This is a genomic window from Pseudomonas arsenicoxydans, from assembly GCF_006438915.1.
GTDB classification, from domain to species: Bacteria; Pseudomonadota; Gammaproteobacteria; order Pseudomonadales; family Pseudomonadaceae; genus Aquipseudomonas; species Aquipseudomonas arsenicoxydans_A.
The window spans coordinates 74,318-94,953 of sequence record NZ_RCZE01000002.1 but is presented as its reverse complement, the minus strand read 5'-3'; the positions used below and the strand labels follow the sequence as shown (position 1 = coordinate 94,953).

Annotated in this window: 21 protein-coding genes; 10 read left to right on the top strand and 11 right to left on the bottom strand. The window is 60.5% G+C overall.

Annotated elements, in window-relative coordinates:
* Window positions 1–7: 7 nt before the first annotated feature.
* The 3 genes from rnd to EAH78_RS03845 all read left to right on the top strand — a co-directional run bounded on the left by rnd (window position 8) and on the right by EAH78_RS03845 (window position 2,485).
* Window positions 8–1,141 (top strand): ribonuclease D, encoded by a 1,134-nt coding sequence (rnd, locus tag EAH78_RS03855; RefSeq protein WP_140665894.1) that lies wholly within the window; start codon window positions 8–10, stop codon window positions 1,139–1,141.
* Complete coding sequence (locus tag EAH78_RS03850) at window positions 1,138–1,431, top strand: YcgL domain-containing protein (RefSeq protein WP_007898694.1); 294 nt, start codon at window positions 1,138–1,140, stop codon at window positions 1,429–1,431. Before rnd ends, EAH78_RS03850 begins: the two co-directional genes overlap by 4 nt.
* A gap of 121 nt (window positions 1,432–1,552) precedes the next feature.
* Complete coding sequence (locus EAH78_RS03845) at window positions 1,553–2,485, top strand: D-2-hydroxyacid dehydrogenase (protein ID WP_140665891.1); 933 nt, start codon at window positions 1,553–1,555, stop codon at window positions 2,483–2,485.
* 140 nt (window positions 2,486–2,625) lie between these two features.
* Here EAH78_RS03845 and EAH78_RS03835 read toward each other — a convergent pair whose 3' ends face one another.
* Window positions 2,626–3,219: a nitroreductase family protein gene (locus tag EAH78_RS03835; RefSeq protein ID WP_140665885.1), complete on the bottom strand. Its 594-nt coding sequence runs from the start codon at window positions 3,217–3,219 to the stop codon at window positions 2,626–2,628.
* Window positions 3,220–3,383: 164 nt separating this feature from the next.
* Here EAH78_RS03835 and EAH78_RS03830 point away from each other — a divergent pair, with 164 nt between their 5' ends.
* Window positions 3,384–3,833, top strand: coding sequence for a YcgN family cysteine cluster protein (locus tag EAH78_RS03830; protein WP_140665882.1), 450 nt, complete (start codon window positions 3,384–3,386; stop codon window positions 3,831–3,833).
* Window positions 3,834–3,975: 142 nt separating this feature from the next.
* Complete coding sequence (locus tag EAH78_RS03825; protein ID WP_140665879.1) at window positions 3,976–5,205, top strand: hypothetical protein; 1,230 nt, start codon at window positions 3,976–3,978, stop codon at window positions 5,203–5,205.
* Between the two features lie 119 nt (window positions 5,206–5,324).
* Here the strand turns inward: EAH78_RS03825 and EAH78_RS03820 are convergent, their stop codons facing one another.
* The 4 genes from EAH78_RS03820 to EAH78_RS03800 all read right to left on the bottom strand — a co-directional run bounded on the left by EAH78_RS03820 (window position 5,325) and on the right by EAH78_RS03800 (window position 7,571).
* Window positions 5,325–5,702 (bottom strand): YgaP family membrane protein, encoded by a 378-nt coding sequence (locus tag EAH78_RS03820; protein WP_140665876.1) that lies wholly within the window; start codon window positions 5,700–5,702, stop codon window positions 5,325–5,327.
* Window positions 5,703–5,793: 91 nt separating this feature from the next.
* A complete protein-coding gene (locus EAH78_RS03815) occupies window positions 5,794–6,264 on the bottom strand; it encodes an RNA methyltransferase (RefSeq protein ID WP_008153126.1) in 471 nt (156 codons plus the stop codon).
* A gap of 199 nt (window positions 6,265–6,463) precedes the next feature.
* Window positions 6,464–6,835 carry a YajD family HNH nuclease gene (locus EAH78_RS03805; protein ID WP_028624492.1) on the bottom strand — a complete coding sequence of 124 codons (372 nt, stop codon included), beginning with the start codon at window positions 6,833–6,835 and terminating at the stop codon, window positions 6,464–6,466.
* A 49-nt stretch (window positions 6,836–6,884) separates the two neighbouring features.
* The gene (locus EAH78_RS03800; protein WP_140665871.1) at window positions 6,885–7,571 is read right to left on the bottom strand and encodes a spermidine synthase; all 687 of its coding nucleotides are present in this window, start codon (window positions 7,569–7,571) and stop codon (window positions 6,885–6,887) included.
* 95 nt (window positions 7,572–7,666) lie between these two features.
* Here EAH78_RS03800 and EAH78_RS03795 point away from each other — a divergent pair, with 95 nt between their 5' ends.
* The gene (locus EAH78_RS03795) at window positions 7,667–7,957 is read left to right on the top strand and encodes a hypothetical protein (RefSeq protein ID WP_140665868.1); all 291 of its coding nucleotides are present in this window, start codon (window positions 7,667–7,669) and stop codon (window positions 7,955–7,957) included.
* Here EAH78_RS03795 and EAH78_RS03790 read toward each other — a convergent pair.
* Window positions 7,954–8,427, bottom strand: a complete 474-nt coding sequence (locus EAH78_RS03790; RefSeq protein ID WP_140665865.1) for a cyclic nucleotide-binding domain-containing protein — start codon at window positions 8,425–8,427, stop codon at window positions 7,954–7,956. The genes EAH78_RS03795 and EAH78_RS03790 overlap by 4 nt on opposite strands.
* Window positions 8,428–8,639: 212 nt before the next feature.
* Window positions 8,640–10,694, bottom strand: a complete 2,055-nt coding sequence (locus EAH78_RS03785) for a S9 family peptidase (protein ID WP_140665862.1) — start codon at window positions 10,692–10,694, stop codon at window positions 8,640–8,642.
* Window positions 10,695–10,954: 260 nt separating this feature from the next.
* On the opposite strand from EAH78_RS03785, the gene EAH78_RS03780 reads away from it, so the two are divergent.
* The 3 genes from EAH78_RS03780 to EAH78_RS03770 are packed head-to-tail and all read left to right on the top strand — an operon-like array spanning window position 10,955 to window position 12,817.
* Window positions 10,955–11,452, top strand: coding sequence for an MFS transporter (locus tag EAH78_RS03780; protein ID WP_140665859.1), 498 nt, complete (start codon window positions 10,955–10,957; stop codon window positions 11,450–11,452).
* 33 nt (window positions 11,453–11,485) lie between these two features.
* Window positions 11,486–12,262: a class II glutamine amidotransferase gene (locus EAH78_RS03775; protein WP_123433917.1), complete on the top strand. Its 777-nt coding sequence runs from the start codon at window positions 11,486–11,488 to the stop codon at window positions 12,260–12,262.
* Between the two features lie 12 nt (window positions 12,263–12,274).
* Entirely contained in the window at window positions 12,275–12,817 is a 543-nt protein-coding gene (locus tag EAH78_RS03770) for a DUF2937 family protein (RefSeq protein WP_123433918.1), read from the top strand.
* A gap of 78 nt (window positions 12,818–12,895) precedes the next feature.
* Here EAH78_RS03770 and EAH78_RS03765 read toward each other — a convergent pair whose 3' ends face one another.
* The 4 genes from EAH78_RS03765 to EAH78_RS03750 form a co-directional block, all read right to left on the bottom strand.
* Window positions 12,896–15,007 carry a TonB-dependent receptor gene (locus tag EAH78_RS03765; protein ID WP_140665856.1) on the bottom strand — a complete coding sequence of 704 codons (2,112 nt, stop codon included), beginning with the start codon at window positions 15,005–15,007 and terminating at the stop codon, window positions 12,896–12,898.
* A gap of 12 nt (window positions 15,008–15,019) precedes the next feature.
* The gene (locus tag EAH78_RS03760; protein WP_140665853.1) at window positions 15,020–16,231 is read right to left on the bottom strand and encodes an MFS transporter; all 1,212 of its coding nucleotides are present in this window, start codon (window positions 16,229–16,231) and stop codon (window positions 15,020–15,022) included.
* Window positions 16,221–18,143 (bottom strand): IucA/IucC family protein, encoded by a 1,923-nt coding sequence (locus EAH78_RS03755; RefSeq protein WP_140665851.1) that lies wholly within the window; start codon window positions 18,141–18,143, stop codon window positions 16,221–16,223. Before EAH78_RS03755 ends, EAH78_RS03760 begins: the two co-directional genes overlap by 11 nt.
* A 111-nt stretch (window positions 18,144–18,254) precedes the next feature.
* The gene (locus tag EAH78_RS03750; protein ID WP_140665848.1) at window positions 18,255–19,184 is read right to left on the bottom strand and encodes a LysR family transcriptional regulator; all 930 of its coding nucleotides are present in this window, start codon (window positions 19,182–19,184) and stop codon (window positions 18,255–18,257) included.
* Between the two features lie 148 nt (window positions 19,185–19,332).
* On the opposite strand from EAH78_RS03750, the gene EAH78_RS03745 reads away from it, so the two are divergent.
* Window positions 19,333–20,619 (top strand): MFS transporter, encoded by a 1,287-nt coding sequence (locus tag EAH78_RS03745; RefSeq protein ID WP_140665845.1) that lies wholly within the window; start codon window positions 19,333–19,335, stop codon window positions 20,617–20,619.
* Window positions 20,620–20,636: the final 17 nt, after the last annotated feature.

Below are 20,636 nucleotides of genomic sequence, written 5' to 3'. Positions count from 1 at the left end.
GAGCCGTGTGGCCATCGATATTCACTGGATTCGCGACAACGATAGCCTCGGTCAGTTTTGCGCCGAGTGGCAGCAGCTGCCATTCGTTGCCCTCGACACCGAATTCATGCGGGTCGACACCTTTTACCCGATTGCCGGCCTGCTGCAGATCGGCGATGGCGTACGCGCTTACCTGATAGATCCGCTGACCATCGATAACTGGCAGCCCTTGGCCGCGTTGCTGGAAAACCCGGCGGTGATCAAAGTCGTCCATGCGTGCAGTGAAGACCTCGAGGTCCTGCTGCGCCTGACCGGCAGCCTGCCGGCGCCACTGTTCGACACGCAACTGGCGGCCGCCTACCTGAACCTGGGTTTCTCCATGGGTTACTCGCGATTGGTGCAAGCGGTGCTCGGCATCGACCTGCCCAAGGGCGAAACCCGTTCCGACTGGTTGCAACGTCCGCTGTCCGACACCCAAATCAGCTACGCCGCCGAAGATGCTCTGCACCTGGCGGAAGTTTTCGTACAGCTTCGTCCGCAGCTGTCTGAGGACAAATACAACTGGGTTCTGGACGACGGCGCTGAGCTGGTGGCCAATCTGCGCCGCGAGGTCGACCCGTACGAGGTTTACCGCGAGGCCAAACTGGCCTGGAAGCTGTCCCGCGCCCAACTCGCCGTGTTGCGTGAGCTTTGCGCGTGGCGTGAGCGCGAAGCCCGTGCCCGTGATCTGCCGCGCAACCGCATCGTCCGCGAACATTCGCTGTGGCCGCTGGCGCGGACTCAGCCGGACAACCTCGGCGCGCTGGCGAAAATCGAAGACATGCACCCGCGCACCGTGCGTCAGGATGGCGAGTTTCTACTGGATCTGATCAAGCGCGCCGGCAGTGTGTCGCCCGATCAATGGCCGCCCGCCGTGCCGGAGCCGCTGCCGGTGGATGCTGCCGTGCTGGTCAAACAGCTGCGCGCCATTGGCCAGGCCGAAGCCGAGCGATTGAACATCGCGCCGGAACTGATGCTGCGCAAGAAAACCCTGGAGGCCCTGCTCAAGAGCGGCTTCCCCAATGGTCCTTACCAATTGCCTGATTCGCTGCGTGGCTGGCGCCGCGAATTGATGGGCCAGGCGTTGCTCGACAGCCTGGCCACCGCCGGAGAACAGCCTTGAAACGTATTTGCTCGATCTACCGAAGCCTGAAGAAAAACGAGATGTACCTCTATGTGCTCAAAAGCGATGCACTGGAGCGCGTCCCGGAATCATTGATGGCGGCCTTCGGCAAACCGCACCACGCCTTCGACCTGGTGCTGACCCCCGAGCGCAAGCTGTCGCGCGAGGACATCACCGTGGTCCTGGAAAACCTTGAAAAGCAGGGCTACCACCTGCAGATGCCACCGGCCGAAGACGAATACATCGAACACTTGCCGGAAGAACTGCTGCGCCGCAACGACCCGATGTAAGCGCCAGACAGGCTCTGTTCAGAGTCGGTGTGAAACACTGGAATGATTTTTGGCGACGACCGCGACGAGGGAGCCATACTCGCTAGGCGGTCGTCTGCACGGTTTTTGAAAGGTTTGAGACATGCGCGTTCTGATTGCTGAACACGACCACCCGGTGTATGCACAATTGCTGCGTCAGGCGGCGCCTGAGCTGGAAGTGCTCACCAGTGGCGACTCCGCTGAACTGGCCCGTCTGGCGGCTGATTGCCCGGTCTGGCTGGGTCAACCGGATCTGCTGGCCACCCTGTTGCGTCAGGGCCATGAGCCGCAATGGCTGCAATCGACCTGGGCGGGCATCACGCCGCTGCTCGCCGAAGGTTTGCCACGTCACTATCGCCTGACCCGCGCGGTCGGCATTTTCGGTCAGGTCATGGCCGAATTCGTGCTGACCTACATGCTCGGCCACGAACGCGAAGTGCTGGCGCGGCTGGTCAGCCAGGTCGAACGCAAATGGGACAGCCGCCACGGCCAAAGCCTGGCAGGTCGCAAAGTGTTGATCGTCGGCACCGGCGACATCGGCCAGACCGTGGCGAAGTTTTTGCTGCCGTTTGGCGTCGAGTTGTACGGCGTAGCCAGCGAAGCTCGCGAGCAGGCACCGTTTGTCGAAGTCGGCGCGCTGGCGGACTTGCCGCGCCTGGTCGGCGAAGTGGATTACGTGATCAATCTGCTGCCGAACACCCCGAATACCCACGACTTGTACGACGCGGCACTGTTCAAGCAGTTCAAGCCGACCGGGTTGTTCATCAACGTCGGTCGTGGTGTGGCGGTGGTCGACGCCGACCTGGTCGAAGCCTTGAAAGAAGGGCATCTGGCGGGCGCGGTGATTGATGTCTGCCGTCAGGAGCCGCTGCCGCAACGTCATCCGTTCTGGACCGCCTGGGGCTTGCTGCTGACCGGCCACAGCTCGGCACCTACGTCGCCATCGATGATGGTGAACCTGTTTATCGAGAATCTGCGGGCGTATGAGGCGGGTGAAGCGTTGCGCGGGGAAGTGGATTTCGAGCGCGGGTACTGAGTTCACCCTCAATCAAATGTGGGAGCGGCGGTGCGACGATTCGACTTGCTCGCGAAGGCGGTATGTCAGTTGGTATAGGTGTTGACTGATACACCGCCTTCGCGAGCAAGCCCGCTCCCACATTGGTTTTGCGGTGTTGCTTAGAGGGTGAAGTCACCTTCGGCGGCCAGTTCGCTCAACGGGCGACGCGGGCTCGGTTCTTCACGCGCTTGCAGGTAATCTGCCAGCGTCGCCTTATCCCCCAGTTTGCCCACTGCCACGGCTGCATGCAGTGCATAACCTTCGGGAATGTTCAGCGCCTTGCGGGTCAGCTCCTGATCGAAACCGGCCATGCCGTGGGTGTGCCAGCCGCTGAGGCTCGCTTGCAACGCCAGGTGGCCCCACGCCGAACCGGTGTCGAAGGTGTGCCACAGCGCCGGCGTTTCTTCGGTCGCGCCCGGCGCAGTGAAGGTGGTTTTCGAGATCACGATCACCAGCGCCGAGGCGTGTTGTGCCCAGCTGCGGTTGAATTCGTTCAACAGTCCCAGGTAACGCTCCCAGTTTGGCGTGTCGCGACGCGCGTAGAGAAACCGCCAAGGCTGCGAGTTATAGGCCGACGGAGCCCAGCGCGCGGCTTCGAAGAAGCTCAACAACGTCTCTTCAGGAATCGCTTCGCCGGAGAACGCGCGGGGCGACCAGCGATCGGTAAACTGCGGGTGGATGGCATAGTCGGCAACGCGTGGATTAGCACTCATCGAGAGATCCTTGCTACGTTTTAAGTGAGGGAGCGACGCGAAACCCTACTGGGCGGCGCAAAAACTGACAAGTCCGTTCTACCGGCAGTCGCCAATGCTTGGCCCACAAGGGCCTTGGCACTAGACTGGCGGCCTTTTCACCACCTGATGTTGATGCTTGAGCCATGGCCGCCAAAGTTGAACCGTTCTGGATACGCAAAACCCTCGATCAACTGAATCAAGAGGAATGGGAGTCGCTGTGCGATGGCTGTGGCCTGTGCTGCCTGCAAAAACTCGAAGATGAAGACGACAACAGCGTCTATTACACGCGCATCGCCTGCAAACTGCTCGACCTGAAAACCTGCCAGTGCACCGATTACCCCAACCGGCGTGACTTCGTCCCGGACTGCATCCAGCTCACGCCTGGCAAGGCCGACGAGTTCAAATGGCTGCCTCCGACCTGCGGCTATCGCCTGGTCAGTGAAGGCAAGGACCTGCCGCTCTGGCACCACCTGGTGTGCGGCGACCGCGATGAGGTGCACCGCCAACGAATTTCACAATCCGGGCGCATGCTCGCCGAAGGCAGCGTGCCAGAAGATGACTGGGAAGATCACCTGATATTCCGCGCGGGTTAATTCCGGCTGATGTTTTACTCTGTGGCGAGGGAGCTTGCTCCCGCTTGAGTGCGTAGCACTCACAAAACAGGCGGTGATGACAAAAATCCAGGGCTGCCTTGCAGCCCGGCGCGAGCAAGCTCGCTCGCCACAAGGAGTGTGTATGGCTGTGGGATGGCGGCTGGCGTTGTCAGTGGGGCTACTGGCCCTGAGTTCGTCCGTGTGGGCGGCGAAGAAAGTCGATCTGGATTACCACGTGCGCCTGTTGCCGCAAAGCGATCAGGCGGAGGTGCGCTTGACGTTGGCGCAGGGCTCGGCGGTGCGCAGCCTGGATTTTGACTTGGGTGACGGCAGCCGCTACAGCGACTTCAAGGCCGACGGCCAATGGCAAATGACACCGGGCAAATCGGCGCGGGGGGTCTGGCGTCCAGCCGCCGACAAGGCCAGCCTGACCTACCGCGTGCGCATCAGCCATGAGCGCAAGAGCGGCAGTTTCGATACGCGCATGACGCCGACCTGGGCGTTGATGCGAGGTGATGATCTGGTGCCAGCCGCCAAACTCGATCAAGAGGACGGCATCGAGCTGGTGTCACGCCTTGAGTTCGAGTTGCCCAACGGCTGGAAAAGCGTCGAAACCGCCTGGCCTCGGATCGGCAAGAACAAATTCCGCATCGACAACGTGTCCCGACTGTTCGACCGGCCTACCGGCTGGATGCTCGCCGGCCACCTTGGCAGCCGTCGCACGCGGCTGGGGGAGACCGAAGTCACGGTCTCATCGCCTCAGGGCCAGGGCATGCGTCGCATGGACGTGCTGACGCTTTTGACCTTCGTCTGGCCGCAAGTGCAAGCCGTGTTTCCGCGTCATCCAGGCAAGCTGCTGATTGTCGGCGCCAACGACCCGGTGTGGCGCGGCAGCCTTGCCGCGCACGATTCGATCTACCTGAACACGCGTCTGCCTCTGGTCAGCGAAAGCGGCAGCAGTGCGCTGGTGCGTGAGTTGGCGCAGGTGTTCGCACGGATCAATGATAAACAGCGCAGCGATTGGATCACTGAAGGGTTTGCCGAGTTTTACGCCATCGAACTGGTGCGCCGTGCTGGCGGTATGAGCGATGAACGCTATGAGAGCTTGCATGGCAAGCTGGTCAAGGACAGCCAGAAGGTCACGACCTTGCGTGGTGACCAGATCAACCCTGCGCAGGTGTCGAAAGCGGTGGTGTTGTTACAGGAACTGGACCGCGAGATCCGCTTGAAGACGCGCAACAAACGTTCGCTGGATGATGTGTTGCGCGGGGCGATGCATCTGGAAAGTGTCGATACCAAGGCGTTTGTTCAACTCGCGGAAAGCGTCATTGGCGAGCCTTCCAAAGTCCTCGATACCGAGTTGCTTCAGTAACACCGCCTTCGCGAGCAAGCCCGCTCCCACATTCGACCCCATTCTCCTGAAGGAACTCGGTCGAATGTGGGAGCGGGCTTGCTCGCGAAGAGGCCCTAAGCCTCACTAAATTCTTCGGATCAAACCCCAGTCTTCGGCGACTTCAACGAATCATTCCCCGTCACCGTAGCGGTGTTGGTCGCCGCCTCGGCATTCGCCTTCAGCTTGCTCAACTCCGCCCCGGCCCGCTCAATCTTCGCCCGCACGTTATCCATGTCCTGGCGGCTCTTCTCGATCATGCTTTTGACCGAACTGTGCCCGGTAATCCCGCGGGCCAGGACCACACCGCCGATCGCCAGTTGAATCAAGCCGAAAATCCCGCCGCGACGCAGGCCCTTGCCCATCATCACCACGCCACCGGCCACGGAGCCGGCGCGCTCCCAACCGTAAACGTTGTGCTCGGTACGGGTCTGGAACGGGGTGGATTCGATGCGTTCTACGCGTTTGAGTTCGCTCATGATTTTTCTCCTGGCAGGAAAGCTGCTTCAGTCGTGGATAGTTAAGCTGACTGCCGAAGCGGGCGGCTTGTTCCATCGGATGTGCATCGAATCAGCGAAATTTCGCCCCGGAACGGGTGTTGAGCCCTTTGGACATGCGGTCGTAGAGCACAACGTTGACGGTGGCCGCCAGGTTCATGCAACCGGTGGTCGGGATATAGACTACGTCTTCGCACCAGTCGCGAATCTCTTTATCCAGCGAACCGTCTTCCGGGCCGAAGATGTAGAGCGCGCGATCCGGATGGGTGTATTCCGGCAGGGAGCGCGCGCCTTCGACCAGTTCCACGGCCACCGGCACGCAGCCCAGCGGCAGGATTTTTTTCAGGTCGTCGATGCCGATCAGCGGGATGTCGTAGTGGACACGCTTGGTGTCGGTGACGAAGTCGGCGGCGCGTTCATAACGCTTGCCGGTGTAGAACACGGACGCCACGCCATAGCAGCCGGCGGCACGCATGACCGAACCGACGTTTTCCGGTGATTTGGGGTTATACAAACCAATGCAGCTGTACCGTTTGTCTGCCACGAGCGGGGTGCCTTCGGGGAAAAAACGGCGATTATACGGGGATTGGGGGAGGGGTGTTCAGTTTGAGATTGGTGGTGTCCGGGCAATTGCCTTCGCGAGCAAGCCCGCTCCCACATTCAACCGTATACTCCTGAAGGAACTCGTTCGAATGTGGGAGCGGGCTTGCTCGCGAAGGGGCCAGCCCGGTCACTGAAGATATTCAGTCTTCTTTCTTCATCAACCCAGCCAACGCCGCAAACGGGTTATGCGTCGCCTTGGCGATTTTCGGCGTGCTCAGCGAGCCTTCGTGGAAATACTGCTGGTCGGTATACCGTGAATGTTCATTGTCGTGGCAGTACAGGCACAACAGTTCCCAGTTCGAGCCGTCTTGCGGGTTGTTGTCGTGGTTGTGGTCACGGTGGTGCACGGTGAGTTCACTCAGGCGCTTGCCGGAAAACTCACGGGCGCAGCGGCCGCACACGTGCGGGTACATCTTCAGGGCTTTGTCGCGATAGCCCATTTCCTTGTCGCGCTGGTTGTCGGCGAGAATGCGGTCCAGCTTCGAAGTATTGGTCGGGGTGGACGAACTCATGGGTTCACCTTTGTAAAAAGACTAATGACGGTTATGACGGGAGTTTAGCTCAGCCCTTGAGCTTCTCGGCAATCCAGATGGTGTGACGTGTGCCCTTGTTGCCATGGGCGAAGACCTGGACTTCCTCGGCCTTGAAACCGGCCTTCTTCAATTTTTCGGAAAACTGCTTGTCGGCGCTGGCCGACCACACCGCCAGTACGCCTTTTGGCCGCAGGGCCTTGGCGCAGGCGCTCAGGCCACCGGCGGAATAGAGCCAGCTATTGGCTCGTTGGGTCAGGCCTTCGGGGCCGTTGTCGACGTCGAGCATGATCGCGTCGAAGCCTTGGGGCTCGGCTTGCAACACTTTGGCCACGTCTTCCATGCGGATCACGGTGCGCGGGTCGAGCAACGGGTTGCCGGCTTTCTCGCCCAGCGGTCCACGGTTCCACTCCACCACGCCCGGTACCAGCTCGGCGACCACCACTTCGGCGGTCTTGCCCAAATGCTTGAGCGCCGAGGCGAGGGTAAAGCCCATGCCCAGGCCGCCGATCAGCACCCGCGAATTCGGCCGGCCGGCGACTTTGCGGCACGGAATCTCCGCCAATGCGTCCTCGGAGCCGTGCATGCGAGTGTTCATCAGTTGCCCGCCGTCGCCACCCTGGATCTTGATGACGAAATCCTCACCGTATTCGAACAGGCACAGGGCACCGCCGTTTTCAGGGATAGGGGCAGTGTCGAGCAGAACGAAACGTTTCATGGGGCTCTCTTGAGAAGGATTGGCATAAACGGTGAGGGCAAACGGACGCCGTTGGGAGTAGCCTGAAAGTGACAACAAGGCCAACGGAGCCATTGATGAAGCGCACTATTCTAACGGCCATTGCTCTGGCCGCGCTCTCGATTACTGCTGTGCAGGCGCAAATGCTGCAACCCATCCCCGTCAGCCCCGTGCCCACGTCTGGTACGCCCGGCACCGCGACACCGACGCCGTATCCGCAAATCAACGTGCGTTCCTTGCCCAAAGCCGGGCCGGGTAGCGGTGGTCCGCCATTGGTGCCGATTGAAATGCCCAGCCCGCCAACCAAGGACCAGCCCGTGCCGGGGATCGAATCCAACACCTCGAAGGCCAAGTCGCCGGGCGGTTAAACCTGCTGCGAAAGCAGTTGCCCGTCGGCCATGCGCAAGCGTTTGGAAAGGGAAACGGCAAGGGCGCGAATGATCTTGGCGGCGATTTTCGGCGCGTCGTTGATCATCTTTTCCAGCGAGTCCTTGCCCAGGTTCAGCAGCTGGCAGTTGCTCGCGGCAACGCAACTGGCCGAGCGGCGCTCTCCGTCCAGCACGGCCATCTCGCCGAACGAGCGACCGCTGCGCAACGTCGCCATGGTCACCAGTTGCCCGTCACCGTTGGTTTTTTGTACCGCCACCTGGCCGGTGTGAATGATGCACATGAAGCTGCCGGCATCACCCTCGTGGAAAATCTCCTCGCCCTGCGCCACGGTGCTGATGCTGAAATAGCCCGAGGCCGCCGCGAAGTCGGCGGGCAGCAGTTGGTCGAACAGGCCGCAGTCCATCAGCCAGTCGCGAATTTCGTTGTTCAGTAAGGTCGGTTCTGACATGTCGTCACGGTCTTTTTCTTGTGTCTGATTCAGGTTTTCGGCATGTTCCCAACCCCTTGTAGGAGCCTGGCTTGCCAGCGATTGCGGTGTCACAGTCAATGATGATGTTGAATGTGATGGCCTCATCGCTGGCAAGCCAGGCTCCTACAGGGGTTGTGTGTGCTTTTGGGCCCGGGGTCTGGTGTTAAGACCGGAACGCCGGGCCAAGTTCCTCAGGCAATCCGCAAAACCTTGAACAAAAATGCGTATTCGAGCGCTACGTCACGCAATCCCTGATATCGACCGCTCATCCCGCCATGCCCGGCACCCAGTTCGGTCTTGAGCAGTAGGATGTTGCTATCGATTTTGGTCGCGCGCAATTTCGCCACCCACTTGGCCGCTTCCCAATACTGCACACGGCTGTCGTTGTAGCCGGCGATCACCAGGGTCGCCGGATAGGCTTGCGCGGTGACGTTTTCGTACGGGGCGTAGGCCTTGATCCGATCATAAACGTCCGGCTCTTCAGGATTGCCCCATTCGTCGTATTCCGTGACGGTCAGCGGCAGGTCCGGGTCGAGCATGGTGTTGAGCACGTCGACGAACGGCACTTCGGCAATCGCCGCGCCAAACAACTCCGGCCGTTGATTGAGCACCGCGCCAATCAGCAAGCCACCGGCGCTGCCGCCGCTGATCGCCAGTTTCGGCGCGGTGGTGAAGCCGTTGGCAATCAGATGTTCGGCACAGGCAATGAAGTCACTGAAGGTGTTGTGCTTGTGTTCCTGCTTGCCGGCGCGATACCAGGCCTCGCCCAGTTCGCCGCCGCCGCGCACGTGCGCGATGGCGAAAGCCATGCCGCGGTCCAGCAAGCTCAGGCGGGCGTGGGAGAACCACGGGTCGAGGCTTTCGCCGTAAGCGCCGTAGCCGTAGAGATACAACGGCACGGGTTGGCCCAGGTGCTCGCGTTTGACCACCAGGCTGATCGGCACTTGTGTGCCGTCCGGCGCAGTCGCCCACAGGCGCTGACTGACGTAGGCATCGGCGTCGAACGGGCCGAGCACGGGGGTTTCCTTGAGCACTTTCTGCTCGCCGTTGCTCAGTTCCAGCTGGCGGATTTGCGCCGGACGGTTAAGGGCTTCGTAGCGCAGGCGGATCCTGTCGCTGACGAACTCCAGGCTGTTCTGGACGTGCAGGCTGTAGGCCGCGTCCGGCAATTGCACGCGATAAGGCGCCAGGCCTTGTGGGTGGACTTCGATAATCGGCAAGCCGCCTTCGCGCAGGCTCAGGGTCATGGCGCCGGTGTTCAGGCTCATGCCCTCGATCATCACACTGTCGCTGTGGGGGATCAGGTTCTGCCAGTCGGCTTCGGTCGGCGCCACGTCGGTATCGACGGCGCTGTACAGGGCAAAGTTGATGCCGTCGCGGTTGGTGCGAATGAACCAGGCCCATTGGCCGTCGAGGGCACCGTGATCGACGTCGTACTCATGGTCCTCGACCCGTGGCGCCAGGCAGGTGAAGGCCTGATGCGGCAGGGCTGCGTCAAGCGCCCAGACTTCGCTGGTGGTCTTGCTGCCCAGGGACAGCAGCAGTTGCAATTCGGAGCTGGAGCGGTAGCAATGCAGGAAGAAGCGTCCATCCGGTTCATGGAACACTTCTTCGGCGGCCGTGCCGTCCAGCCGATAACGGAACAGTTTGTGCGGGCGATGGGTGTCGTCAAGTTCGCCGAAAAACAGGGTCAGGCTGTCATTGGCCCAGGTCATGCTGCCGTCACAATCCTGGAACTCCAGTTCGCTGACGCGACCGTTGGACAGTTCCTTCACGAACAGCGTGTAAATCTCATCGCCCGTGGCGTCGATGCTGTACGCCAGACGCTGGTGGTCGGGGCTGATGCTGAACGCCCCCAATGAAAAGAAGCCACCGTTGGCCAGTTCATTCGGGTCCAGCAGCAGTTGTTCCTGGCTTTCGTCAAGTTGCAGGCTGTCATCGAGCGGACGCGGGCAGCGGTAGTGCCGGGCGTACTCGTCGCCGGCGGTGGTCCGCGTGTAATACAGGTACGGGCCCCAAGGGGAGGGCAGTGACAGGTCGGTTTCGAGAATCCGGCCCTTGATCTCTTCGAACAGGGTTTCGCGCAGGCCGGCCTGATCGGCGGTCAACGCCTCTTGATAGCTGTTTTCAGCCTTGAGGTAGTCGAGCACCGCGTCGGTGTCGCGCTCCTGCAGCCAGGCATACGGGTCATCGCCTTCGGCCTTGTGGGCAATCGGAGCGGCGGAAACGTTGGCGGATAAGGGCATGGATGGCTCTCGAACGTTGTACGAATTTTTGGGGGACACACCTGTGCGAGCGAGCTGTGGCGAGGGGGCTTGCCCCCGTTCGGCTGCGAAGCAGACGCAAACCAGTCACCGCGATATTGACTCAATATCGCGGTGACTGTTTTAGGATCGCTTCGCGACCCAACGGGGGCAAGCCCCCTCGCCACATAGGCTCACTGCCACAAGGGCAAGCCTGATGGGCGAAAAGTCGTTACTATAAGCGCCTCTTTGCCTGCCTTGCCATGGACACCATGACCGAGAACGACTATCTGATCGCTTGGGGCTTCTACGCCTTTGCCGCTTTTGGCTGCCTGTTGGTGTGGATGCGCTTGACCCGCTGGATGTGGCGCTGGCTGCGCGAGCCGCTGCGGCTGCTGGTGGCTGTCTTGCTATTCAGCCCGACCATCATCGATCCAGTGAAAGATAAAGTCGCGCCGGCCATCGCCATCACGGCGCTCGACCTGTTGTTCAAGGTCGGCAACAACGCCTGGCGGGCGATTTCCGACCTGCTCATGTACGGCATGATTGCCTTCGGCCTTTATCTGGTCATGGTGGCGATCCGCTTCCCCATCGAGCGTGCCTCCAACGCTCGCAAGGAACAGGCGGCTGCCGCCAAGGCTGCGGCCAAGGTCGAAGAGCCGGATGACGACCAACCCTTCGGCGGTGCCGGCGATGATCGTTACGGTCGCCCACCGGTGCCGAGTAATCCGCAGCGACTGCGGGTCGAGCCGCGTTTGTAACCTTGCCCCTGCCTTTTCATCGAGAATCCGAGCATGTGTGAGTTATTGGGCATGAGCGCCAATGTGCCGACCGATATCGTGTTCAGCTTCACCGGGCTGATGCAGCGCGGCGGCCGTACCGGTCCGCACCGTGATGGCTGGGGGATCGCGTTCTATGAAGGTCGCGGCCTGCGCCTGTTTCAGGACCCGGCCGCCAGTTGCGAGTCTGAAGTCGCGAACCTGGTGCAGCGCTATCCGATCAAAAGTGAAGTGGTGATCGGGCACATCCGCCAGGCCAATGTCGGCAAGGTCTGCCTGTCCAACACGCACCCGTTCGTGCGCGAGCTGTGGGGGCGCAACTGGTGTTTCGCCCACAACGGCCAACTCGCGGACTTTCAACCGACCGCCAGTTTCTACCGTCCCGTCGGCGATACCGACAGCGAGGCGGCGTTCTGCGATTTACTCAACCGCGTGCGCGCCGCGTTCCCGGAGCCGGTCGAAGTTGAAAAGCTGCTGCCAGACCTGGTGGCGGCCTGCGCCGAATACCGAAGCAAAGGCGTGTTCAACTGCCTGCTCAGCGACGGTGACTGGCTGTTCTGCTATTGCTCGACCAAATTGGCCCAGATCACCCGCCGAGCGCCGTTCGGCCCGGCGCGCTTGAAGGATGTCGATGTGATCGTCGACTTCCAGGCCGAAACCACGCCGAACGACGTGGTGACGGTGATTGCCACCGAACCCCTGACCGAAAACGAAACCTGGACCCGCTACGAACCGGGCCAATGGAGCCTCTGGCGACGCGGCGAATGCGTCAGCCAGGGCAAGACCGAATAAGGATCTCCCTCGATGTTGCTCAGTTATCTACGGCTGGTGTTGTTTGCGGCGGGCCTGTTGATCGGTGTCCAGGTGCCGGGTTTTATCAATGATTACGCCAAGCGGGTCGAGGCGCACCTGATTGAGGCGCAGACCGGTTTGAGCGGTTTCCAGGGGACGGCCAACGAGTTCTTCAAGGGCGACATGCAGGCGCTGGTCGCCCATTATCGGGCCAGCGAAGACCCGATCTTCCGCAGCGATGCCGACAGCCTGAGCAACTTGCTGACCCGCCAACTGGCGTTGGACAAGCAATTCCAGGCCATGCAAGGTCCGTGGTACATCCGCTTCCTGCAAGTGGTGCTGGCCGCCGACCCGGACATCCGCAAGGAAACCTGGAATGGCTACAGCTATCAAATTCTGCTGACCCCGGAAGCGATGATCTGGGGCATGAGCGGCGCCATGCTGCTGTCGTTCGGCATTGAATGCCTGTTCCGTTTGATCGACTGGGTGGTGCTGGGCGGCAAACGCCTGCGCCAGAGCCGGCCGATTGAAGACCGGGATGTGCGCGGCCTGTAACCCTGTAGCCGGTTTGCCGGCGATTGCCGCGACAGGTATGTCTGGCTGATCGCATCGCTGACAAGCCGGCTCCTGCTTTTACCAGTCGACCGAGTAGCTCATGCTCAGCGTGCGGCCTTCGGCGTTGGCGAACGGCATTCTGGCGTTGGCCTGGGTGAACAGGTTTACGTACGTGCGATTCGTCAGATTAAACACCCCGCCTTCAAGACGACCGACCGGCAGTTGCACGGAACCGAGCAGGTCCAGCAGCGTATAACCGTCGATGTCGCGTCCGTTATTGTCCTTGGCGGCGGCGTCATAGCTGGCCAAATGCATGCCTTGCAGGCGCAGGTTGTAATCGTCTTCGATATAACCGACGAACAGTGTGGTCTTGGCCGGTGAGATGCGCGTGGCCGGCAGATCGATCCATTTGCCGTTCTGCTCGGTCTCGCCTTTGGCCCAGGCGTAAGTGCCACCCACCGACCATTGATCGGTCACGCGATAGGTCAGGTTGTTTTCGATGCCGCGAACGCGCTCTTTCTGATTGATCAGACGCAATACGCGATCATTGGCATCGTAGAACTGGGTCACGTCCGAGGTGTTTTCGTACACGGTGACGTCGGCCTGCCATTGGTCCCAGTTACCGCGCCAGCCCAGCTCGTAACTGTTGACCTTGATGGCCTGGGCGTTGAGGCTCTGGATGTCAAAGGTGCTGTTGACGTCACGCATGAAGCGCTGGATATCCGGCAGCGAAAACCCCTGGCTGAAATTGGCGAATACGTCCTGACTATCACTCAGGTGATAAACCGCCCCCAGGTTGTACAGTGTGGCGTCGTATTTGAGGGTATCGCCGGGCAGCGTTGCGCGTACGCCGGTCTGGACAATCTCACCATAAGCGATGCTGTCGGAGACGTCACTTTCGATCCATTCACGGCGTACACCGCCACGCAAGGTCCAGTCATCGATGTCCCATGACATCTGCCCGAACAGCGATTTGGTGGTGGTTTCGATGTCCGGGCCCAGCTCGTAGGCGGTGCCGGTCTTGGTGTAGTTCAGACCATTGAGCGTGTATTGATCACCTCGTTGGCGGGAGCGCTCATTATCATAGTCGGTGCCCCAGACCAGGTTGCCCGTGGCACTCCCGATGGCCGGCAGCGGCGTGTCGATCGCTGCGCGCAGGCCGTAGACATCCTGCACGCTGTTGTTGTTGGAGATACCGGCCTTGCCCCGCGACAGGTCAGGGAAAAACAGTGCATCGGCGCGGCGCCAGTAACTTTCCAATTGCAGTCCTTGACCGTAGAAGTCCTGGTCGGTGTAGTTGAGGTTGACTGCCTGGTTGTGGGTATAGGGTTGCTCATCCAGTTTCAAACCCTTGACTGCCACGGCTTGCTGCAGGTTTTTCGGGTCTTTGGTGTAACCCGTGTCCTGCTGATCCTTGTAGTCCTGCAGTGACAGGCTGAGTTTTTTGTCGGCATCCAGTTCGTAACCGAAACGACCTTGCAAGTCATAGGTTTCGGTGTCCATGCTGCTGCCCTGAGAGGTGTCCTGAGGGATGCGGTTGCCGTTGCCGTCGTACATATCGTTACGCTGGATCAGGTCGGCGGAGACGTACCAGTCCAGGGCATCCTTGCGCCCGGTCGCGCTCTGAAAAGCTTCGTAGGCGAAGCCTTTGCTGTTGAGGTTGTTGCCGCTGGTCAGGCCCAGTTTGCTGCTGTAGGCAATGTCCTGACCCTGATTGCGCTTGGTGATGATATTGATGATGCCGCCTGAAGCACCGGCGCCATAGAGGCTGCTGGCGCCAGAGACTACTTCGATACGTTCGACGCTTGCCGGGGTGACGCTGTTGAGCTGGCGGAAGTTGTCTCGTGTGGCGTTCTGCGATACGCCGTCAATCAATACCAGCATGTTGCGCCCGCGCAGGGTCTGGCCGAAGTTGCTCATCCCGCCGCTGGACGGCGCAAGACCGGGGACCAATTGCCCGAGGATGTCGGAGATCCGGCGACCCGCGCCGCTTTGCTCGCGGACCTGCTGTTCATCGATCACCAGGACCGAGCCTGGAATCGAGGCAATGGTCGCTTCGCTGCGAGTAGCGGAGACGACGGTGGCTTGCATGTTCAAAGTGCCGGGCTGCTGCTCGGTATCCTCGGCCCAGGATTGGGCGCTGAAGGTCCCGAGCAACGGGATCAGCAGGGGGAGTTTGATTCGAGTCATGATAAGGACTTTTTAGTTGTGATAAGTGTGGATGGATACGTTTGAGCGGTCAGGTGTGGCGCTGAATGACCGCACACAGCGGATGCCGATGGCGGCTACGACGTAGGTCAGCGCCACCAGCCAGAAACTGTGGGCCAATCCGACCAGCCCCATGCCGACTCCGCCGAGAACGGCACCGAGCAGAGCACCAGCCTTGGCCGCGCTGTTGCCGAGGCCGAGCGCAAAGCCTTGTTGGTGGGCGGATACGCTGTTGGCGATAAGGGCATAAGCCACTGGCAGCAGGGCGCCTTGCCAGATGCCCCAGACGAGTCGACTGACGAGAAATCCCAGCCATTCGTTGGCCAATGCCGTGGCCGCCAGCGTCAGGGCACACAGCCAGGCCACGCCTTCGATGACGCGCAAGGTGTAGGCCGGCTGCCAGCGGTCGAACAGACGTCCCCATAGCGGTGCGGAAATGGCCAGGGTCGCGGCGCTCGCCGCGTAGGTGGCGCCGATCAGCCAGCCAGGAGCGTGCAGAACGTTCGCGACGTACAGCGCGTAGAACGGTTGCGGCATCATCTTCGCGGCCTGAATCAGCACGATCACGAACAGGATTCCAACGAGCCAGCCTTTGGGCAGCGCCACGGGTTCAACAGGTTTTTTATTCGAGGCTTGAGCCTTGTCGGCCGGCAGGAAAAAACTCCCAAAGGCGCACAGCAGGCAAATCGACGCCGCGCCATAACAGAGCAGCGCAAATCCCGAGACGTCCATCAGCCAGCCGCCCAGTACCGGGCCGAACAACGAGCCGACCGCGGTCGCCGATTGCAGGCGGGCCAGGGTGTGACCCCGTCTGGAACTGTCGCAGCAGGCCAAGGCATAGGCTTGCGCGGCGGCGAGAAACCCGGCCAGCGCGCCTTGCATCACGCGAATACCCACCAGCAGCCACGGGTCCAGAGTGATAGCCGCCAACCCTTGGCATAGCGCAAGTGCCAGCAACGCCCGAACAATCATCGGTTTGTGTCCGGTGCGATCACCCAACCGGCCCCACATGGGCGTCAGGAGCATGGCGGCCAGCATTGGACCGGCATACACCAACGCTGATAACAGCCCGGTGTAGCCGGCGCCCTCCGGCTCGAGCAGATGCTGGATCTGCAGCGGCCAGAACGGGCCGCTCATTTCCATCGCGCCCATGGAGACAAACTGGATAACGATCAGCAGTCGCAGGGCGCGACCGTCAGCGAGCATGGCTGATGGACCGCAGCGGGTTACTCAGGCGTCTGACGATGTCGGCATGACTGTCGAGCAGGCGCATGCGCATGAACGATTTGGCCGGCCAATCCTGTTCCAGCAACGCTTTGCGCTCACTTTCCCAACGTGCCGGTTCAACGCGCTCGCGCAAGGTCTCGAAACACCGTGCAACGTGCGCTGCCAGTCGCTCCCAAAGGATGTTTTCCGGCACATTCCAATGGCGGGCACAGAGCAACGTCAATTCGCCAAGGTGGCACATGAACGTGGTGTGCAGGAGTTTGTCGCGGACAAAACCGGCGTCGTCATACAGGGTCATTTTCGGATCGTGCAGCTCGATGTCCAGGCCCTTGGCGTGCAGGGTTTTGCGATCGATACGCACGTCGCCAAAGTCACGCAATAGCAACCGATTCAACTGCCCGTCAGCGCCCATCACCATGAAACTGTTTTGCTGGTGCGCTTCGAACGCCACGCCATACATCAGGTAGATGCCCAACAGACTCGGTACCGCAATCGACAGGTAATCATCGAAGAACGCCAGCATGGCTTCGCTGTCGTCACGACCCTGAGCCAGTCTTACCCAATCACGCAGCAATGGTTGTTCGAATTCGTTGACGGCAAACAGGCTGCCGACCGGCACCGCCAACTCGCCTTCTTGCAGCAGGGTCAGCGGGTTGTCGCGATACAGCACGGCGGCATGTCGGGAGCGTTCGTCATCGGCCGGTTGCGGCGCGTAGTGCACGCCGATGCGCTCCGGAACAATGTTCAGAAGACGCTGAATCTGCGGCTCCTGATCGAGGATCTTCAGTATCAGTTGGCTGATGCGCGGCCCCATCCGGGCCGAGCGCGGCGACACGGTGCGCTGCACACTGGTCAGGCGCAAGGCCACCGGCAGTTTGACCATCGGCGCGACGCGGCTGGCGTTCGGCAGGACCGTGCGGAAGGACATGGTCGGGTGGCCGGTAAAAGCGACGACGTTTGTGACGATCAGCAGGTTGTCGGCGATCTCGTTGGCGAACGAATCCGGCAATTCTTCATGGGCTTGCCATGGGTGCGAGGGGAGCGGGAGGTAGTCCTTTACGTCCAGGCCCAGCTGCTGCAAATGGCGCTGCAATTGTGCGGCGGCCTGCGGGAAGTGACCTTGCCACCAATCCCAGTAATCGACGGTTCCCGCCAGCGCTTCGACGTGCGCGTACTGGCGGTGCAGAGCGCACAGAACAATCGGAAAACTCGCTTCGAATTCAGGCGAGAAAGCGATGACCTGAGCGGCGCTCAAACCCAGTTTGGTCTTGTAGTTCGGATGCCACGGATGGCCAAGAGTGCCCCACTGTTCGAGCAGTGACGTAGGGTTCTGATGACTGGCGCCGGCTTTGAGCCAGGCGAGTAGGTTGTCGTCGTACCCGGTGTCGATCTGTTCTCTCAGGCGCTCGGTCCATCCATGGTGAAACGCCAGGCAAAGGGTGTCGTTGCTGAAGCTGTCATCCAGCTCCAGGGCCAGACGTTCGAGTACCTGCGGTGAGGCTGGCGGGTTGAGCCGAGTGCTGAGGTGAGCGAGCAATTCGCTGGGTAGCTGGATTTTATGGGGCAGTCTGTCGGGGGTATGCAGGACGATGCTGCCGCGCACGTCCCAGCTGTTCATTCGGGTGCCGGACAGGTGCTCGAAGCACAGCTGGGCACCCTCGCCAAGCGGCAGCCAGCAATGGCTTTCGTCGTCGTATTCGCAAGCGTCGGGGTTGATCAGACCTTCACGAAACAGCGCCTGGATCAGGCGTTGGAAGCAGCGTTGCGCGGCGGGCTCCAGCGCGTTGCTCAAATGGTCGAGGGTGATACGGTTGGCCTGAAAAGCCGGAGTGCCGAGGGCTTCGCTCCAATGAGCGAGCAATAGCTGCTGTTTTTGCGTGTAGGCGCGCATCAAGTCCGGTTCCTTGTGGACAGTTGGTTAGCTGAAAGCGCGCCGAGAATACCTTTTTGAAAAATTAATGCAAATGATAGTGGTTCATATTTAGAGTTCGGGAAATTTCCTTCAGATTCTGACTGTGGTTTTGCTCAAGACGATGTAGTGCTTGCCCACTTTCTGCGCATAGCGCTCCACGACGTGCTGACACAACGCCACAATCTCCTCGACCCACTCAACGCCTGTGCGCCACGACACCACCACCTGCAAATTCGGTGGTCGTTGCTCAATGTCCAGCAGGGTCAGTTCCCCACGCGCCAGTTCCTCGGCCACCAGCACTGGCGGCAGCGCGCTGATGCCGAAACCATCGCGCAACAAGCGGGTAATCGCCGACACAGAGTTCACGCAGTTTAGGCGAGGTGTCATCACGCCATTGGCCTGCATCAGGGCGAGCACCTCCTGATGCGGATGCGAGTTTTTCGAGTAGGTAATGATCCGCTCGCGCGCCAGATCGGCGATGCCCGAGTACTCGCGGTTGTAGAGGGAATTGCTCGCCGCGATCCAGCCCATGGGATGGCTGGCCAGTTCGAGGCTGCGCACGCTTTCCTGGCGCATCAGGTCGGTTTGCAGGATCAGATCGAGAAAGCCTTTTTGCAGCTGATCGCAGAGGTTGAGCGAGGTATCGGCCACCAGTTCGATTTCCACCAACGGGTAGAGGTCCGTCATCTGCGCCACCAACGGGCTCAACCAGGTATGGATCACCGTGTCCATGACGCCGATCCGCAACCGTCCGACCTTGCTCGAACGGGTCTCGATCGACTGTTTGAGCGCTTGCATGGTGTCCATCATCTGCTCGGCATAGTCGAGCACTTTCAAGCCTTCGGGCGTCAGGCTGACGCCGCGTGAATCGCGCAAAAACAGTTTCACCCCCAGCTCGCTTTCGAGCACGGCGATGCGGCTGGATATCGAGGCCTGGGTGGTGAAGAGCTTGTCGGCGGTCAGGCGAAAACTCTTGAGTCGGGCGACCCAGACAAAGGTCTCGAGAAACTTCAGATTCATGGGATCAACTTTTTCTTATGTCTGGAGCGGGTTTTTATTAGTTGGACGCAGCAGGGCCAGGAACCCAAAAATCGGCGCATCCGGTTCCCACGATAGGCGTCGTCGGGGCTCAGAACAATACCAATAAAAACTAGCGCGGAGATTTGCCATGAGTGCGCCCGACACGCTCGACATCCCCAAAACCACGGCTCGGCCGGGACCTTTCGACTGGTACCGCAACATCAATCAGCAGGAACGCCGCACCTTCTGGAGCTGCAAGATCGGCTATGGCTTGGACGGCATGGACACCCAGATGCTCAGCTTCGTGGTGCCGACCCTGATTGCCATGTGGGGCATCACCACCGGCGAAGCCGGGCTGATTCACACCAGCACGCTGATCGCTTCAGCCATCGGTGGTTGGGTGGCGGGGATACTTTCGGACCGAATCGGTCGCGTGCGCACCTTGCAACTGACTGTGCTGTGGTTCGCCTTCTTCACCTTCCTCTGCGGATTCGCGCAAAACTACGAGCAACTGCTGATCAGCCGCACCCTGATGGGCTTCGGTTTCGGCGGTGAATGGACCGCCGGCGCGGTGCTGATGGGCGAAGTGATTCGCGCCAAGGACCGTGGCAAAGCGGTGGGCATGGTGCAATCGGGCTGGGCGCTGGGGTGGGGGCTGACAGCGATTCTGTATGCGCTGCTGTTCTCGGTGTTGCCACCGGAAGACGCCTGGCGTGCGCTGTTCATTCTCGGCATCGTGCCGGCCATTTTTGTGATCTTCGTGCGGCGCCTGGTCAAGGACCCGGAGATCTATCGCGAGGCCAAGGCCAGGCAGGAACCGAGTAACCCGGCGAAGTTCTACGAGATTTTTGCCCCCGGCATCCTCTTCACCACCCTTCGCGCTTCGGTGCTGACCACCGGCGCACTGGGTGGCTACTACGCGATCACGTCATGGCTGCCGACGTTTCTGAAGAATGAGCGAGGCTTGAGCGTACTCGGCACGGGCGGTTATCTGGCGATGGTGATCGTCGGCTCCTACGTCGGTTACGTCATCAGCGCGTATTTGACGGACATCCTTGGTCGCAAGAGGAACTTCATTTTGTTCGCGGTCGGCTCGTTCACCATCGTGTTGCTCTACACCCAACTGCCGGTCAGCAATGGCGTGATGCTCTGGCTGGGCTTCCCGCTGGGTTTCTTCGCTTCGGGGATTTTCAGTGGCATGGGCGCGTTTTTGACCGAGCTGTTCCCAACTCGGATTCGTGGCTCGGGCCAGGGTTTTTGCTACAACATCGGCCGCGCGCTGGCGGCATTGTTTCCGCTGCTGATCGGCTTGCTCAGCCAGACGGTGCCATTGAGCGTAGGCATCGGGGCATTTGCGGCAGTGTCCTACGGCGTGGTGATCCTTGCCGCACTGAGCCTGCCAGAAACCCGTGGCAAACAACTGGATGCGCAGTAATCTGCCTACATCTGACA

Excerpts from the sequence above, each read along its gene's own strand:
- EAH78_RS03835 (WP_140665885.1), bottom strand. The coding sequence starts at position 3,219 with ATGAGTGCTAATCCACGCGTTGCCGACTATGCCATCCACCCGCAGTTT.
- EAH78_RS03765 (WP_140665856.1), bottom strand. The coding sequence starts at position 15,007 with ATGACTCGAATCAAACTCCCCCTGCTGATCCCGTTGCTCGGGACCTTC.
- EAH78_RS03790 (WP_140665865.1), bottom strand. The coding sequence starts at position 8,427 with ATGTCAGAACCGACCTTACTGAACAACGAAATTCGCGACTGGCTGATG.
- EAH78_RS03830 (WP_140665882.1), top strand. The coding sequence starts at position 3,384 with ATGGCCGCCAAAGTTGAACCGTTCTGGATACGCAAAACCCTCGATCAA.
- EAH78_RS03770 (WP_123433918.1), top strand. The coding sequence starts at position 12,275 with ATGTTGCTCAGTTATCTACGGCTGGTGTTGTTTGCGGCGGGCCTGTTG.
- EAH78_RS03775 (WP_123433917.1), top strand. The coding sequence starts at position 11,486 with ATGTGTGAGTTATTGGGCATGAGCGCCAATGTGCCGACCGATATCGTG.
- EAH78_RS03785 (WP_140665862.1), bottom strand. The coding sequence starts at position 10,694 with ATGCCCTTATCCGCCAACGTTTCCGCCGCTCCGATTGCCCACAAGGCC.
- EAH78_RS03805 (WP_028624492.1), bottom strand. The coding sequence starts at position 6,835 with ATGAGTTCGTCCACCCCGACCAATACTTCGAAGCTGGACCGCATTCTC.
- EAH78_RS03800 (WP_140665871.1), bottom strand. The coding sequence starts at position 7,571 with ATGAAACGTTTCGTTCTGCTCGACACTGCCCCTATCCCTGAAAACGGC.
- EAH78_RS03780 (WP_140665859.1), top strand. The coding sequence starts at position 10,955 with ATGGACACCATGACCGAGAACGACTATCTGATCGCTTGGGGCTTCTAC.
- EAH78_RS03755 (WP_140665851.1), bottom strand. The coding sequence starts at position 18,143 with ATGCGCGCCTACACGCAAAAACAGCAGCTATTGCTCGCTCATTGGAGC.
- EAH78_RS03820 (WP_140665876.1), bottom strand. The coding sequence starts at position 5,702 with ATGAGCGAACTCAAACGCGTAGAACGCATCGAATCCACCCCGTTCCAG.
- EAH78_RS03745 (WP_140665845.1), top strand. The coding sequence starts at position 19,333 with ATGAGTGCGCCCGACACGCTCGACATCCCCAAAACCACGGCTCGGCCG.
- EAH78_RS03750 (WP_140665848.1), bottom strand. The coding sequence starts at position 19,184 with ATGAATCTGAAGTTTCTCGAGACCTTTGTCTGGGTCGCCCGACTCAAG.
- EAH78_RS03760 (WP_140665853.1), bottom strand. The coding sequence starts at position 16,231 with ATGCTCGCTGACGGTCGCGCCCTGCGACTGCTGATCGTTATCCAGTTT.
- EAH78_RS03825 (WP_140665879.1), top strand. The coding sequence starts at position 3,976 with ATGGCTGTGGGATGGCGGCTGGCGTTGTCAGTGGGGCTACTGGCCCTG.
- EAH78_RS03795 (WP_140665868.1), top strand. The coding sequence starts at position 7,667 with ATGAAGCGCACTATTCTAACGGCCATTGCTCTGGCCGCGCTCTCGATT.
- EAH78_RS03845 (WP_140665891.1), top strand. The coding sequence starts at position 1,553 with ATGCGCGTTCTGATTGCTGAACACGACCACCCGGTGTATGCACAATTG.